The sequence below is a fragment of the Streptomyces sp. NPDC046925 genome (assembly GCF_040644915.1).
Lineage (GTDB): Bacteria > Actinomycetota > Actinomycetes > Streptomycetales > Streptomycetaceae > Streptomyces.
The window spans coordinates 885,817-900,243 of record NZ_JBEYWZ010000001.1; the positions used below are offsets into that span (position 1 = coordinate 885,817).

The 14,427-nt window shown below is 71.1% G+C and carries 14 protein-coding genes; 8 read left to right on the forward strand and 6 right to left on the reverse strand.

Annotation, left to right across the window (positions count from 1 at the left end; genetic code table 11):
* Positions 1-109 precede the first annotated feature (109 nt).
* The 6 genes from ABZ906_RS03740 to ABZ906_RS03765 all read left to right on the forward strand — a co-directional run bounded on the left by ABZ906_RS03740 (position 110) and on the right by ABZ906_RS03765 (position 6,989).
* A complete protein-coding gene (locus ABZ906_RS03740; RefSeq protein ID WP_361378062.1) occupies positions 110-1,369 on the forward strand; it encodes an alpha-L-fucosidase in 1,260 nt (419 codons plus the stop codon).
* 81 nt (positions 1,370-1,450) lie between these two features.
* Positions 1,451-3,400, forward strand: a complete 1,950-nt coding sequence (locus tag ABZ906_RS03745) for a beta-N-acetylglucosaminidase domain-containing protein (protein WP_361376913.1) — start codon at positions 1,451-1,453, stop codon at positions 3,398-3,400.
* A gap of 160 nt (positions 3,401-3,560) precedes the next feature.
* Positions 3,561-4,460 carry a TetR/AcrR family transcriptional regulator gene (locus tag ABZ906_RS03750; protein ID WP_361376916.1) on the forward strand — a complete coding sequence of 300 codons (900 nt, stop codon included), beginning with the start codon at positions 3,561-3,563 and terminating at the stop codon, positions 4,458-4,460.
* Between the two features lie 100 nt (positions 4,461-4,560).
* Positions 4,561-5,457, forward strand: a complete 897-nt coding sequence (locus ABZ906_RS03755) for a 3-keto-5-aminohexanoate cleavage protein (RefSeq protein ID WP_361185197.1) — start codon at positions 4,561-4,563, stop codon at positions 5,455-5,457.
* Positions 5,458-5,493: 36 nt separating this feature from the next.
* The gene (locus ABZ906_RS03760; protein ID WP_361185199.1) at positions 5,494-6,486 is read left to right on the forward strand and encodes a 3-hydroxyacyl-CoA dehydrogenase NAD-binding domain-containing protein; all 993 of its coding nucleotides are present in this window, start codon (positions 5,494-5,496) and stop codon (positions 6,484-6,486) included.
* The gene (locus tag ABZ906_RS03765) at positions 6,483-6,989 is read left to right on the forward strand and encodes a thioesterase family protein (protein ID WP_361376919.1); all 507 of its coding nucleotides are present in this window, start codon (positions 6,483-6,485) and stop codon (positions 6,987-6,989) included. Before ABZ906_RS03760 ends, ABZ906_RS03765 begins: the two co-directional genes overlap by 4 nt.
* A 4-nt stretch (positions 6,990-6,993) precedes the next feature.
* On the opposite strand, the gene ABZ906_RS03770 is transcribed toward ABZ906_RS03765, so the two are convergent.
* The 3 genes from ABZ906_RS03770 to ABZ906_RS03780 all read right to left on the reverse strand — a co-directional run bounded on the left by ABZ906_RS03770 (position 6,994) and on the right by ABZ906_RS03780 (position 9,826).
* Complete coding sequence (locus tag ABZ906_RS03770) at positions 6,994-7,461, reverse strand: excalibur calcium-binding domain-containing protein (RefSeq protein WP_361376922.1); 468 nt, start codon at positions 7,459-7,461, stop codon at positions 6,994-6,996.
* Between the two features lie 118 nt (positions 7,462-7,579).
* A complete protein-coding gene (locus ABZ906_RS03775; protein ID WP_361185203.1) occupies positions 7,580-8,884 on the reverse strand; it encodes an MFS transporter in 1,305 nt (434 codons plus the stop codon).
* 63 nt (positions 8,885-8,947) lie between these two features.
* Positions 8,948-9,826: a hypothetical protein gene (locus ABZ906_RS03780; protein WP_361185206.1), complete on the reverse strand. Its 879-nt coding sequence runs from the start codon at positions 9,824-9,826 to the stop codon at positions 8,948-8,950.
* 152 nt (positions 9,827-9,978) lie between these two features.
* Here ABZ906_RS03780 and ABZ906_RS03785 point away from each other — a divergent pair, with 152 nt between their 5' ends.
* Together ABZ906_RS03785 and ABZ906_RS03790 are read left to right on the forward strand one after the other, a co-directional pair.
* On the forward strand, positions 9,979-11,334 hold the full coding sequence (locus ABZ906_RS03785; RefSeq protein ID WP_361376925.1) for a 6-phospho-beta-glucosidase: 1,356 nt from the start codon (positions 9,979-9,981) through the stop codon (positions 11,332-11,334).
* 298 nt (positions 11,335-11,632) lie between these two features.
* Complete coding sequence (locus ABZ906_RS03790; RefSeq protein ID WP_361185210.1) at positions 11,633-12,022, forward strand: (2Fe-2S) ferredoxin domain-containing protein; 390 nt, start codon at positions 11,633-11,635, stop codon at positions 12,020-12,022.
* A 3-nt stretch (positions 12,023-12,025) separates the two neighbouring features.
* Here the strand turns inward: ABZ906_RS03790 and ABZ906_RS03795 are convergent, their stop codons facing one another.
* From ABZ906_RS03795 to ABZ906_RS03805, 3 genes are read right to left on the reverse strand one after another with little or no spacing between them, the layout of a single operon-like run.
* A complete protein-coding gene (locus tag ABZ906_RS03795; protein ID WP_361376928.1) occupies positions 12,026-12,391 on the reverse strand; it encodes an FBP domain-containing protein in 366 nt (121 codons plus the stop codon).
* 42 nt (positions 12,392-12,433) lie between these two features.
* On the reverse strand, positions 12,434-13,204 hold the full coding sequence (locus ABZ906_RS03800; protein WP_361376931.1) for a GNAT family N-acetyltransferase: 771 nt from the start codon (positions 13,202-13,204) through the stop codon (positions 12,434-12,436).
* Complete coding sequence (locus ABZ906_RS03805) at positions 13,201-14,166, reverse strand: NADP-dependent oxidoreductase (protein WP_361376934.1); 966 nt, start codon at positions 14,164-14,166, stop codon at positions 13,201-13,203. Before ABZ906_RS03805 ends, ABZ906_RS03800 begins: the two co-directional genes overlap by 4 nt.
* Positions 14,167-14,427: the final 261 nt, after the last annotated feature.

The following is a 14,427-nucleotide window of genomic DNA, read 5'->3' on the forward strand; positions in this document are numbered from 1 at the left end:
AAATCACTTGGTCTCTAGGCCGGTCAATGGTCGCGACACGGCCAACCGGAATTTCCCTTTCGACGCCCCCTTGTACATGCCATCTTTCTCGACCTAGCCTGCTCGCGTGATTCAGCCGTGGTTCACGGACGCCAAGCTCGGAATCTTCCTCCACTGGGGCATCTACAGCGTGGACGGAGTGGCCGAGTCCTGGTCCTTCTTCGACGACCGGGTGCCCTACGACCGCTACATGGCGCAGCTCGAAGGCTTCACCGCCTCCGCGTACGACCCCGGGGCCTGGGCCGATCTCTTCGTCCGCGCGGGCGCCCGCTATGCCGTCCTCACCGCCAAACACCACGACGGGGTCGCCCTCTGGGACACGGCGGCCAACGACCTGTCCGTCGTCAAGCGCACCCCCGCCGGCCGCGACCTCATCACGCCGTACGTCACCGCCCTGCGCGCCCGCGGCATCAAGGTCGGCCTGTACTACTCGCACCTGGACTGGTCCCACCCCGACTACGCGACCGTGCGCCCCGACGGGCAGGACCCCGCCGAGCGCGGCAACCCCTACTCCATGCCCGCCGCCGGCGAGGAATCCGAGAAGAGGTGGGCGGACTTCCTCGCCTTCCACCGCGTACAGGTACGGGAACTCCTCGAACGCTTCGAACCGGACCTCCTGTGGTTCGACGGCGAGTGGGAGCGCAGCCCCGAGCAGTGGCGCATGGCGGAACTCGCCGAGGAGATCCGCACGCTCCGTCCGCACACCGTCGTCAACGGCCGCCTCACCGGCCACGGCGACTACGCGACCCCCGAGCAGGGCGTACCGATCGAACCGCCCGCCCAGCCATGGGAGTTGTGCCTCACCGTCAACGATTCCTGGGGCTACCAGCCGCAGGACACCCACCACAAGTCACCGCGCCAGCTCGTCCGCATCTTCGTCGAGACCATCGCGGGCGGCGGCAATCTGCTCCTCGACGTCGGCCCGAAGGAGGACGGCACGCTGCTCCCCGAGCAGGTCGAGCGCCTCGAAGCCCTCGGGGAGTGGACGTCCCGGCACACCGGAGCGGTCCACGGCACGGGACGCGGCCTTCCGCACGGCCACTTCTACGGCCCGTCGACGCTCTCCGCCGACCGCCGCACCCTGTATCTGTTCCTCTTCGACCGGCCCAACGAGTACGTGGTGCTGCGGGGCGTGCGCAACGGCGTGACGTCCGCCCGCGTGCTCGGCACGGACACCGCCGTCCGGCACGAGCGGATCGGCGGCCTCGGCGACGTACCCGGCTGGGAGTACGTGCACCTCACCGACGACCAGCTCGACCCGCTGTGCACGGTCATCGCCCTGGAACTCGACGGCGACCTCGACCTGTACGGCGCGCACACGCGCGACTGACCCCCTGTCCGCCTGTCCGCCTGTCCGTCTCTCCGCCTGTCCGTCTGTTCGCGTATCCCCGTCCCGAAGTTCGGAGGCTCCATGCCCCGCACCACTCGCGCTCTCAGACCTCGAACGGCGCTCCTCGCGCTGGCCGTCCTGGCGATCCCCCTCGCGATCCCCCTGGCGCCGTCGGCCGCCGCCGCGCCTCCGCCGGCGCGCGAGGACACCACGGCCCGCGGGCTCCCCGTCGTCTCCCCGACCCCGCAGCACATGGCCCGCGCGGGCGACGGCATACGGCTGGCCCGGCGCGCCGAACTCGTCGTCGGCGACGACACCGACGAGGCGGCCCGCGACCGCGTCACCGAGACGCTGCGCGCCCACGGGGTGCGCGATGTCGACGTACGGGCGAGGGCGTCGGGCCGGGCCCCGCTGACCGTCCTGCTCGGCCCGGCTGCCCGGCCCGACATCGCGAAGGCGCTCGGCGGGACGAAGGTGCCGGAACAGGACGAGGGATACGCGCTGCGGGTCGAGCACCGCACCGTCGCGCTCGGCGGCAAGGACGCGACCGGGCAGTTCTACGCGGCACAGACCCTCGGACAGCTCATCGCGCACGGGCGCATAGCCGGTGCGGAGGTCTCCGACTTCCCTGCCATGCCGCTGCGCGGCAGCATCGAAGGGTTCTACGGCCCGCCCTGGACCGAGGCCGAACGCCTCGACCAGATGGACTTCCTGGGCGACACCAAGGCCAACACGTACGTCTACGCGCCCAAGGACGACCCCTATCACCGCGAGAAGTGGCGCGAGCCCTACCCGGCCGACAAGCTCGCCGAACTCGGCAAGCTGATCGACCGCGCGAGCGCCAACCATGTGCGCTTCACCTTCGCGGTCTCGCCGGGCGGCTCCATCTGCTACTCGGACCCGGCGGACGTCAAGGCGCTGACGGAGAAGCTCCAGGCGATGTACGACCTGGGGGTGCGGTCCTTCTCGGTCCCGCTCGACGACATCAGCTACACCAAGTGGAACTGCGAGGCCGACAAGGCGAAGTACGGCGAGCCGGGCCGCGGTCCCGCGGCGAAGGCGCAGGTGGGGCTCCTCAACACCATCCAGCGGGAGTTCATCGCCCGGCACGAGGACGCCAATCCGCTGCAAATGGTGCCCACGGAGTACGGGGACCTCACGGACACCGCGTACAAGCAGACCATGCGGGCCGAACTCGACGGCGCGGTCGAGGTGATGTGGACCGGCACGGACGTGGTCCCGCCGGAGATCACCAACTCCCAGGCGGAGAAGGCCGCCGAGCTCTTCGGGCGGAAGGTGTTCGTCTGGGACAACTACCCCGTCAACGACTTCGCGCGTACGGCGGGACGGCTGCTGCTCGCGCCCTACGACAAGCGTGAGCCCGGCCTGTCCGGCCACCTCAGCGGCATCGTGTCCAACCCGATGAACCAGGAGGGCGCCAGCAAGCTCGCCGTCTTCACCATGAACGACTTCTCCTGGAACGACAGGGGATACGACCGGGCGCGATCGGGACGGCAGGCGGCGCTGTATCTCGCCGGGGGTGATGCGCGGGTCGCCGACGCGGTGCAGACCTTCGTGGACCTCAACCACGCGGCGCCCACCTTCGGCGAGACGAACTGGCAGCCGCAGGCACCCGTCCTCGGGCCGAAGCTGGACGCCTTCTGGAAGCGGTACGAGAGTGACCCCGCCGGGGCGGTACGCGCGCTGCGGCCCACCGCCAGGGAGATCGGAAAGGTCCCCGCGGTGCTGCGCGCCGGAGTGCCGGACGAGCAGTTCCTGCACGACGCGAAGCAGTGGCTGGACGCGACGGAACTGTGGGGCTCGGCGCTTGAGCGCGGCCTTGCGGCGCTGTCCCTCGCGGAGGAGGGGGACGACGCCGGGGCGGCGCGGGAACGCGCGGCGATGGAGTCCCTGGCGGAACGGGCGCGGGCGATCACCGTCGACCCGGCCGAGCATCACCAGCACGGCCAGGTGAAGATCGCCGACCCGTACCTGGACGAGTTCGTCAAGGGGGTCCAGGACCGGACCTGACCTGCCCTGACCGCTGCGGGGCACGCCGCCGCCGGGTGCTGATGCGGCAGGGCATTGCGATAACTGAGACGTCAGTCAGGATCGCAATTCGCGAGGTAGAAGCGGAAAAGCTCACCTCGCGGATTGCGATCAGCGCAACGTCCGGGTAGCGTGACCGCCCATGCAGCAAGACCCCGAGGTCGCGGACAGGGTCCGCAAGGTCATCGCCGACGCCGGAGCGACCCAGCGCGAATTCGCCCGCCGCATCGTCATGGACCCCTCCAAGCTCTCCCGCTCGCTCGGCGGCACCCGCCGCTTCACCGCGGCGGAGCTGGCCCGCATCGCGGACACCGGCGGCGTGGACGCGGGCTGGCTCCTGGGCACCGGCGCGCAGGACCGGGTCCCGGCCCGGGACGTGACACCCCCGCCCCGCCGTGACCGCGCCCCCGCGGCCCCGGCGGAGGGCGGCCGCCCCCTCCAGATCGTCCGCGAGACCGTACGGCTCGTGGCAGAGCGCGGATTCCACGCCGTACGCGTCGCGGACATCGCCGAGGCATGCGCCACGAGTACCGCCGCCATCCACTACCACTTCCCCGGCCGCGACGACCTCCTCGAGGCTGCCGTCCGCTGGTGCATGGACGAGGACACCGCCCGCCGCGCGGCCCGCGTCGCCGACGCGGCCGACGCCGCCGACGAACTGCGCCAGCTCGTCGAGCTCCAGATCCCCCGCACCCCGCAGCAGCGCTGGCAGTGGAGCGTCTGGCTGGACCTGTGGGCGGAGGCCGCCCGCTCCACCGCCGTGGGACGGCTGCACGCCGACTACTACCGGCAGTGGCGCGCGACCGTCGCCGACGTCATCCGGCGCGGTGTCGACCAGGGCGTGTTCCGCCTCGTCGACCCGCAGTCGGCGGCCCTGCGGCTCACCGCGCTGATCGACGGCCTCGCCACCCAGGTGCTCGCCACCACCCCAGGTACGGACGGGGCCACCTCCGGCGCGGACGGCGCCACCACCCCCGACGACATGCACGAGGCGCTGCTCGTGTACGTGGACGCGACGCTCACGGCTGTGCCCGGCACGTAGCCCCGTACGCATAGAGACGTCTCACGCATCGATCCGTCATCACGCCTAGACCCGTATAGAGAAACACCACCAACACCCCACCCCAGAGGGAGAGTTCACCATGCCCGTGAACCAAGACGTCATCATCACCGCGGCCCTCACCGGCGCGGGCGACACCGTGCGCAAGAGCCCCCACGTCCCGGTCACCCCCGAGCAGATAGCCACCTCCGCGGTGGAGGCCGCCGAGGCGGGCGCCGCCGTCGTGCACATCCACGTGCGCGACCCCGAGACCGGCGACCCCTCGCGCGACCCCCGCCTGTACCGCGAGGTCGTCGAGCGCATCAAGGAGACCGGCACCGACGTCGTCATCAACCTGACGGCGGGCATGGGCGGCGACCTGGTCATCGACCCGGTCCAGCCGCTGAAGGAGCTCGGCGAGCTGCCCGGCACCGACCTCGTCGGCGGCATCGACCGCCTCCCGCACGTCGAGGACCTGCTCCCCGACATCTGCACCCTGGACTGCGGCTCCCTCAACTTCGGCGACAACCTCTACATCTCCACGCCCGACATGCTGCGTCAGGGCGCCAAGCGCATCCAGGAGCTGGGAGTACGGCCCGAGCTGGAGATCTTCGACACCGGCCAGCTCTGGTTCGCCAAGCAGCTCCTCGCCGAAGGGCTGCTCGACAACCCCACCGTCTTCCAGCTCTGCATGGGCATCCCGTGGGGCGCCCCCGCCGATCCGGGCGTCCTCCAGTCCATGGTCAACATGCTTCCCGAAGGCGCCCAGTGGGCCAGCTTCGCGCTCGGTCGCATGCAGATGCCGTGGGTCGCCCAGTCCATCCTGCTCGGCGGTCAGGTCCGCGTCGGGCTCGAGGACAACCTCTACCTCGGCAAGGGCAACAAGGTCTCCAACGCCCAACTCGTCGAGCGCGCCGTGCAGATCACCGAGAACCTCGGCTCGCGCGTCGCCACGCCGGACGAGGCCCGCCAGAAGCTCGGCCTCAAGCCCCGCGCCTGATCCGTACCCCCCACGACGAGTAGGACCACCCCCTCCATGAACGACATCACCACACCCCCCGCCCCCTGCGCCCCCGAAGACGTACGCCGTATCGCCTGCGTCGGCGCCGGAGTGATCGGCGGCGGCTGGGTCGCCCACTACCTCGCCCGCGGCTACGACGTCACCGCCTGGGACCCGGCCCCCGACGCCGAGCAGAAGCTCCGCCGCCTGGTCGAGGCGGCCTGGCCCGCGCTGACGCAGCTCGGCCTCGCCGAAGGCGCGTCGCCGGACCGCCTCACCGTCACTGCGACCCTCGAAGAGGCGGTCGCCGACGCCCAGTTCGTGCAGGAGAGCGCGCCCGAGAAGCTGGAGCTCAAGCGCGACCTGCTCGCCAAGCTGGACGCCGCCGCTCCCGCCGGAGTGGTCATCGCCTCCTCCACCTCCGGCTACCCGATGACCGACATGCAGACCGAGGCGACCGACCCCGGCCGCCTCGTCGTCGGCCACCCCTTCAACCCGCCCTACCTGATCCCCCTCGTAGAGGTGGTCGGCGGCGACAGGACGGCGGCGCACGCGGTCACCTGGACCTCCCGCTTCTACGAGGTCGCGGGCAAGTCCGTGATCACCATGGCGAGCGAGGTCCCCGGCTTCATAGCCAACCGCCTCCAGGAAGCCCTCTGGCGCGAGGCCCTGCACATGGTCGCCAACGGCGAGGCCACGGTGAAGGAGATCGACGACTCGATCACCGAAGGCCCCGGCCTGCGCTGGGCGTTCATGGGCCCCATGCTCACCTTCGCGCTCGCGGGCGGCGAGGGCGGCATGGCCCACATGCTCGACCACTTCGGCCCGTCCCTGAAGTCGCCGTGGACGCGCCTCGAAGCACCCGAACTCGACAAGAAGCTGTACGACGCCGTGGTCGCCGGATGCGACGACGCGGCGGACGGCCGGACCATCGCCGACCTGGTGGCCGAGCGCGACCAGGGGGTCATCGACGTACTGCGGGCGACGGGCCGCCTGCCGCAGCAGCGCACCAAGGAGGAGACCAAGTGAGCGAGTCCACGACCGTCGAGCCGCTGCCCCTCCTCCACCGGACCGTACGGCCCGAGTGGATCGACTACAACGGCCACATGAGCGAGGCGTTCTACGTCCTCGTCTTCGGCTACGCCACCGACGCCATGATGATCGAGACCGGTCTGCACGCGGGCTACCGCGAGTCCACCGGCTGCTCCCTCTACACGGTCGAGGCGCACATCCGCTATCTCGACGATGTGGCGGAGGGCGCCCACCTCGCCGTCCGCACCCGCATCCTGGGCGCGGACGCCAAGAAGGCGCGCTTCACCCACGAGCTGTACGTGGTCGAGGAGCCCGGCACGGACATCGCCCCGGACGCGACCCCGGTGGCAACGACCGAACTCCTCGCCATCCACGTGGACCAGAACGAGGGCCGCTCCACCCCCTTCCCGGCCGAGATCCGCGACCACCTCACGAGCCTCGCGGAAACACCTCCGGAGTGGGCCGGCCGCTCGATCGGTCCCGTACCCCGTCAGTCGTAGCCGCTCAGGTGTCGCAGCCGACGCCGTCACCGTCGCGGTCCAGGTGCGGTCCGTAGCCGGGCTCACCGCGGTGGACGGGCGCGGCTCCCGCGGCGCGCGCCTCGCTGCAGTTGCCGTAGGAGACGCTGCCGCCCCCGCCGGTGCCGCTGTCGGCCGAGCCGGGGTCGGCTGCCTCCGGCCGAGCGGTCACCGTGGCCTTCACCGTCTTGGTCGCCTTGATGGTCTTGGTGACCGTGGGGGCGGGCTCCGGCTTCGCCGTCTCGGTCGCGGTCGCGGTGGCCGTGGCCGTGACGGTCGGCGTCGGGCCCGCCTCCTTGGCCGCGGCCTTCGTGGAGGTGCTGCCGTCGTCACCGAGACCGGCCCCGAGGCCTATGAGGAAGGTGAGGGCGAGGGCGGGGAGCGCGAAGCGCTTGCGTGCCCACTTCGGTGCGGGTCTGGGTGCTGACGGTGGTGTGGGACGCGGGTCGGCCATGATGCCCCCTAGGTGCGGGAAAGAGGCACGACGCTAGTCCTGCACTGTCAGATGTGAAGGTAATTTGTGCAAGCAGTGATGCAGTTGTGACCGACTAGGGCTGCGGCTGCGGCTGTTGTTAGCGCTCCAGCTCCTTGTGGGCGGTTTCCGGGAGTTTGAGGTAGACCGCCGAGGATGCGAGGCAGAGCACGGCCACGTACCAGGGGAAGAGGCCGGGATGGCCGAGTTCCTTGAACAGGGTGCCCATGTACGGGGCCGTGCCGCCGAACATCGCGACCGTGAGGGAGTACGGGAAGCCGATGCCGGCGGCTCGTACCCGTGCCGGGAACACCTCGGCGTTCACCGCCGCCGAGATCGACGTGAAGCCGGTGAGCAGCACCATGCCTGCGCACTGCACCAGCAGGAGCGAGCCGAACGAGCCGTTCAGGGAGCGCAGGAGCGGCACACTCAGGACGGCGAAGCCGAGGCCGAAGAAGAGCAGGAGCGGCCGGCGGCCGAAGCGGTCGGAGAGCAGGCCGCCGACCGGCTGGAGCAGCGCGAAGAACGCGAGCGAGAGGGTGCCGGACAGCAGGGCCTGGCTCTTGCTGATGTCGGTGTTGAGCTCGGCGTACGTCGGAAGGTACGACGTCCACGTGTAGTACGCGATCGTGCCGCCCGCCGTGATGCCGCAGATCAGCAGCGACTGGCGCGGATGCTTGCGCAACGCGTCGAACAGGCCGGGGCGTTCGGAGGCGTCCTGCGGTGCCTGATGGGTCTCGTACGCGCCCTGCCTGATCCAGAAGCCGACCAGGCTGAGCACCGCGCCGACGACGAACGGCAGCCGCCAGCCCCAGCCGTCCATCTGCCCCTCGGAGAGCGTGCTCACAAGGAGGGCCGCGACTCCGGACGCGGCGAGCTGGCCCGCGCTCGTCGACACGTACTGGAAGCTGGAGAAGAGACCGCGCCTGCCGGGCCCGGCGGACTCGACGAGGAACGTCGTCGACGCCGCGAACTCACCGCCGACGGACAGCCCCTGAAGCAGTCGTGCCAGGACCAGTACGACCGGCGCGAGCACCCCCACGGACGCGTACGTCGGGGTCAGACCGACCAGCAGACTGCTGCCGCCCATCAGCAGAATGGTGACCGTGAGCGCGGCACGCCGCCCCCTCCGGTCGGCGACCGCGCCCATGAGCAGTCCGCCGACCGGCCGCATGAAGAAGCCGACCGCGAAGACGGCGAACGTGGAGAGCAGCGGCACGAGGGAGTTGTCCGCGCCCTTGGGGAAGACCTGGTCGGCGATGTACGTCGCGAGGAACGTGTACGCGTACCAGTCGTACCACTCCACGGCGTTGCCCACCGACGCGGCGAGCAGCTGCCGGACGGGTCGGCCGGTCCTGGCGGGGAGCGTGTCGGGCACGGGATCGTGCCGGTGTTGCTGTGTCATGATCACGACCATCCCCCGCCGGGCCCGCCCGCACACGTCCGGCGCGCTGGTGCCGCGTGCGGGTCAGCCGGTCGTCGGCTTGTACGAGTAGACCGACGTCGTCACCAGACACGGCACCGGCGGCACGACCTCGGCGCGCAGCGTGCGGCGCTCGGTGTCGTAGTCGACGCCCTCCGTCTCGAAGGTGCCCGAGCAGATGCTGCGCTGCGGGACGGCGAACAGGCTCGTGACCTTGCCCGTGACGGGCTTCCCGTCGAGCGCGTGCTCCAGGTCCACCTGGAGCACGGGGCGGTCCTCGGGCCACAGCTCCTTCGACCCGTCGTTGGACGCGCACACCAGGCGGGTCCCGGAGACGAAGTCGCAGCCCTGGATGTCGCGCACCGGCTTGTCGAGCGAGATCTGACCGGCCTGGGAGAGCGCGCCGCCGGTGGGCGGGGTGGAGGAGTTCAGGAGCGGGGCGGGGAAGACCTGGAGGCGGTCCTGGTCGCCCCACTCGCCCGACACCAGCCACTTGTTGTCCGGCGATACGGCGGCGAAGGAGTTGTTGAGCTTCTCGCCCGCGTCGAGCTTGTGCTCGTACAGGTAGCGCTTCCCGCCGGGGGTGGTGACCGCGAACATCTTCGACTTCGCGTCGTCGCCGCCCTGGTAGGCGTCGACCGTGTGGCCGTCGGCTATGTCCGGGTCGCCTATGTGGGTCCAGCCCTTCATCCGCAGGTCGAGCGGGACCGAGGCCAGACCCCGGTAGAGGAGGCTGCCGTCGGCGCGGCTCGCCAGGCCCTGGCTGCCGGTGAGGGAGTTGACGGTCGAGACGCCGGACTCCTGCCAGCCGCCGGGCGATCTCGGAGCGGTGTCGGCCGATGCGCCTGTGCCGGTCGTCAGCGTCAGCGCGAGGGCGCCGAGCAGGGCGGCGGACGCCTTCGCGGTCGTCTTGAGGGGTGTCATCGGTGCGCTACCTCCGTGGGGGGTCGATCGCTGCCGGGCAATCGTACGTAACGTGACCTCTGTCCACGGGTGAGTTCTGACAGGTCGACAGGTGTTCCGGAGATGATCCGGTGGCTGTGCCGACACCTGTTCCGACAGAAGGTGGTTGAGACGTGAAGCTGGTCATTCTCGGTGGCGGCGGATTCCGCGTTCCGCTCGTGTACGGCGCGCTGCTCGGCGACCATGCCGAGGGCCGGGTCACCGAGGTCGTGCTGCACGACCTGGACGCGGGCCGGCTCGGCGCGGTCGCCCGCGTCCTCGCCGAGCAGGCGGCGGCGTCCGGGGTGCCGGACGCGCCCGCCGTCACCGCCACCACCGACCTCGACGAGGCCTTGCGGGGAGCGGACTTCGTCTTCTCCGCGATCCGGGTGGGCGGCCTGGAGGGGCGGGCGGCCGACGAGCGGGTGGCTCTCGCGCAGGGGGTTCTGGGCCAGGAGACCGTCGGCGCGGGCGGTATCGCGTACGGGCTGCGGACCGTGCCCGTCGCCGTCGACATCGCCCGCCGGGTGCGGCGGCTCGCCCCCGACGCGTGGGTCATCAACTTCACCAATCCCGCGGGCCTGGTCACCGAGGCGATGTCCCGGCACATCGGGGACCGCGTCATCGGCATCTGCGACTCGCCGGTGGGCCTGGGGCGCCGCGTGGCGCGCATGCTGGGCGGCAACCCCGACGAGGCGTTCATCGACTACGTCGGACTCAACCACCTGGGCTGGCTGCGGGGCCTGCGGATCGCGGGCCGCGACGAGTTGCCGCGGCTCCTCGGGGACGCGGAGCTGCTCGGCTCGTTCGAGGAGGGGCGGCTGTTCGGCGTGGAGTGGCTCCAGTCTCTGGGCGCCGTCCCGAACGAGTACTTGCACTACTACTACTTCAACCGCGAGGCGGTACAGGCCTACCAGGAGGCGAAGCAGACGAGGGGTGCGTTCCTGCGTGACCAACAGGCACGTTTCTACGCGGAGTTGAGCGGGCCGGAAGCCGCCGCCTCCTCGGCGCTCGCGGCGTGGGACGCGACGCGGGCGGAACGTGAGGCCACGTACATGTCCGAGAACCGGGAGGCCGCGGGGGCCGGGGAGCGTGCGGCGGACGACCTGGAGTCCGGGGGGTACGAGAAGGTGGCCCTCGCCCTGATGCGGGCGATCGCGCGGGACGAGCGGACGACGCTGATCCTCAACGTCCGCAATCGCACGACGCTCGCGGCGCTGGACGCCGACGCGGTGATCGAGGTGCCGTGCTCCGTCGACGCCAACGGCGCCCATCCCATGTCCGTCGACGCGCTGCCGGGGCATGCGACGGGGCTCGTGTGCGGGGTGAAGGCGGTGGAGCGGGAGGTGCTCTCGGCCGCGGAAAGCGGCTCACGCACAACTGCGGTCAAGGCGTTCGCGCTGCACCCGCTGGTGGATTCGGTGGCGGTGGCGCGGCGGTTGGTGGAGGGGTACCGGGAGGTGCATCCGGGTCTTGACTACTTGACCTGATCCCGCCCGGGCCACGGCGCCGCTGCGTGTGTGGGTGCGGGTGCGTGGGGCGTGTTGCGGCGTCGGCTCGGGTGTGGGTGCGGGGGCGCGCCGGTATGTCCGTCCTCGCCATCCGCCGGTGGGCCCTTGATTGCTTCGGTTGGGGAGTGCTGGTTGCCGTGCTCCGGGCGGAAATACCGGCACACCCCCTCCCGTCTCGTTGCCGGGTGCGGGGCGTCGGTGGTTTTGCGTCGCACACGGGTTGCTCTGCACCGAACGTGCTGTGAGGGGCTGGGGGCGGGGCTGCGATGATCAGCGGATGAGTCCCGTCATCTCCATCGGATCCGCCGCCGCCCGCCCCTGCACACTCGTCGTGTGCCGGGGCTGCTGCTGCGGCGACGCACGCAAGCACCCCGGCATCGACCACGACTGGCAGTTGGCGCGGATGCGGGCCGCTGCCGCGGAGTCCGCGGGGAAGTTCGCGGTGCGTACGAGCGAGTGCCTCGGGCCCTGCGGGCAGGCGAACATCATCGTCGTACAGCCCTCGCGAGAAGGACGCCGGAGAGGCGGCCGGGCCGTCTGGGTCGGCTTTGCCATGGACGACGAGTCCATCGACGACATACTCGCGTGGGCCGAGGCAGGCGGACCGGGCATCGCGGCGCCCGGCGCGGCACTCATGCTGCAGGTGGTCGATCCCCGGAAGACCTGAGCTTCAGGCCGCCGACTTCGAGCCTTCGAGAACCTTGTCGATGAAGCCGTGCAGATTCGCCACGGTGCGTGCGTTCTGCTCCTCCAGCGTGAGGCTCTCCTCGTGGTCTTCTTGCCTTGTACGTAGGTAGAGGGAGCAGGCGAGGTCCGCGCAGAGATGTAGAAGCGCCCCGCCTTGGGCGTCCCGTAGGAGCTTTCCCGCCCGTCTCGCCGCGTCACGACCGGGCGTAGGAGCAGGCCAGTTGGTGACGGCCCGCACCCGGCATCGAGACGGGAGGGGGTGTGCCGGTATTTCCGCCCGGAGCACGGCAAGCAGCACTCCCGAACCGAAGAAAGCAGGCGCCCACCGGCGGATGGCGAGGACGGACATACCGGCGCGCCCCCGCACCCACACACGGAGCAGCGCCGTGCCTCAGCCCGCCCCCACCGGCAACGGCACCCGAGCCTTCAGGAAGCGAGTTCTGCGGCGCAGCCGGAAGCCCAGGGACTCGTACAGCCGGATGGCAGTCGTGTTCCGCGCCGACGTATGCAGGAACGGAGTCTCCCCGCGGGCCCGGATCCCGTGCGCCACCGCGAGGACCAGCCGCGAGGCGAGACCCTCACCCCGGTGAGCCGGGTCAGTGCAGACCGCGCTTATCTCCGTCCACCCCGGCGGATGCAACCGCTCCCCGGCCATCGCGACGAGCGCACCCCCTCGACGTATGCCGAGATACGTACCGAGCTCGACCGTACGCGGCAGAAAAGGACCGGGCTGCGTGCGCGCGACCAGATCCAGCATCTCCGGCACATCCGAAGCCCCGAGCCGCACAGCCTCCGCATCAGGCGCGGCAACCACCCCCTCGTCCACCAACTGCACGCCCTCCATGTCGAACGTGAGCTCCCACCCCGCAGGAAGGACCACCCCCGCACCCGCCAGCGGAACCTCCTCGCCGGGCCCGACCAGCGCCGCGAGATCCGCCCAGTCGCCCGCCTCCGGAGCGTCGGGCAGCCCGAGCCACGGCGACACGTCCAGCTGATACCGCACCACACGCCCCCGCCGCTCGGCGAACCGCGCATGCGGCCCGTTCAACGCGGCGTACGCGGGGTTGTCCAGAGGGTGGGCAACCTCAAGGCCACCCTCGACGGCGTCCGCCTCAAGACCGACCCCCACACCGCCCGAGGCCGCGAGGCCAGCCCCCCTCATGCCCCCACCTCAATCACGACCTTGCCCCGCGTATGCCCGCCCTCCACCGCACGCAACGCCTCATCGGCCCGCTCCAGCGGATACGTCGCCGACACCTCGGGCCGCAGCACCCCGTCGACAGCGAGCCCGGCCACCGCGTCCAGCACTTCACTGGTCCGCGCCCGCGCGACCGCCGCCCCGCCCAGCTCACCGACCGTCTCCTTGGCCGCGGCAGTGATCAGCTTGCCCTCCCGGTCGGGGAGGAGAGACGCAACCGCCACCAGATCCTCGCCCCCGACCAGATCGAAGACCGCGTCGACCCGCCCGCCCGGCGCAGCCGCCCGCACCCGGTCCGCAAGACCGCCCGCGAGGCCGCCCGCAGGGCCCGTCACCCCCGCCCCCGCTCCCGCCGGCACATGCACCGCACCCAGCGACTCGACGAACTCCTTCTTGCCGGCGCTCGCCGTACCCACGACCCGCACCCCGTAGTGCCGGGCCAGCCGCGCCGCGGCCACGCCCACACCGCCGCCGACCCCGGTGATCAGCAGCGTCGCCCCGGCCGGCAGGTCCAACTGCCGCACCCCGTCGTACGCCGTCGCCGCCGCGACCGGCAGCGCCGCGGCCTCCGTGAAGGTCAGGCCCGCGGGCTTGTGCGCGGCGAGGGAGACGGGCAGGAGGGTGTGCTCGGCGTAGCCGCCGGTGTCCGGGTTGCCGAAGACCTCGTCGCCGACCGCGAACCCCTCGACGCCCGGGCCCACCGCCTCGACCACGCCCGCGACCTCGCTGCCGAGCACCTCGGGGAACTCGGCGGGCGGCGCCCCCGGCCTCCGCTTGCCCGCCCGCAGCTTCCAGTCGACCGGGTTGACCCCTGCCGCCCGCACCGCGATCAGGAGCTGACCCGGACCGGGCTCCGGCGGGTCCTGCTCGACGAAGGCTTCCACTTCGGGGCCGCCGAACCGGGTGAATACGTACGCCTTGGACATGTGCTCCCTCGCTTCGAACCGTGAACCATGAATCGACGTGGGTGTCACCTTGGACGACCGTCATGATCGCCCCGCTATTCCCCGGGCGCCGCAGCGTTCACGAGGTCGCAATGACCGGAGCGGGTGTGCGGGTGCGTGGATGCGCGCGTGTGCCGACGGAGCGGCCCTGAGAGTCCCGCCCAGAAACTGAACGACCCACAAAGTTTTGCCGACGCGAGCCTTGACCTTGCGTGTTCAACCAATCAAGACTCAGGCCCCGTA

Coding starts and splice junctions, on each gene's coding strand:
- ABZ906_RS03760 (WP_361185199.1), top strand. CDS start 5,494: ATGAACGACATCACCACACCCCCCGCCCCCTGCGCCCCCGAAGACGTA.
- ABZ906_RS03795 (WP_361376928.1), bottom strand. CDS start 12,391: ATGTCCGTCCTCGCCATCCGCCGGTGGGCGCCTGCTTTCTTCGGTTCG.
- ABZ906_RS03800 (WP_361376931.1), bottom strand. CDS start 13,204: ATGAGGGGGGCTGGCCTCGCGGCCTCGGGCGGTGTGGGGGTCGGTCTT.
- ABZ906_RS03755 (WP_361185197.1), top strand. CDS start 4,561: ATGCCCGTGAACCAAGACGTCATCATCACCGCGGCCCTCACCGGCGCG.
- ABZ906_RS03805 (WP_361376934.1), bottom strand. CDS start 14,166: ATGTCCAAGGCGTACGTATTCACCCGGTTCGGCGGCCCCGAAGTGGAA.
- ABZ906_RS03790 (WP_361185210.1), top strand. CDS start 11,633: ATGAGTCCCGTCATCTCCATCGGATCCGCCGCCGCCCGCCCCTGCACA.
- ABZ906_RS03780 (WP_361185206.1), bottom strand. CDS start 9,826: ATGACACCCCTCAAGACGACCGCGAAGGCGTCCGCCGCCCTGCTCGGC.
- ABZ906_RS03775 (WP_361185203.1), bottom strand. CDS start 8,884: ATGACACAGCAACACCGGCACGATCCCGTGCCCGACACGCTCCCCGCC.
- ABZ906_RS03745 (WP_361376913.1), top strand. CDS start 1,451: ATGCCCCGCACCACTCGCGCTCTCAGACCTCGAACGGCGCTCCTCGCG.
- ABZ906_RS03750 (WP_361376916.1), top strand. CDS start 3,561: ATGCAGCAAGACCCCGAGGTCGCGGACAGGGTCCGCAAGGTCATCGCC.
- ABZ906_RS03770 (WP_361376922.1), bottom strand. CDS start 7,461: ATGGCCGACCCGCGTCCCACACCACCGTCAGCACCCAGACCCGCACCG.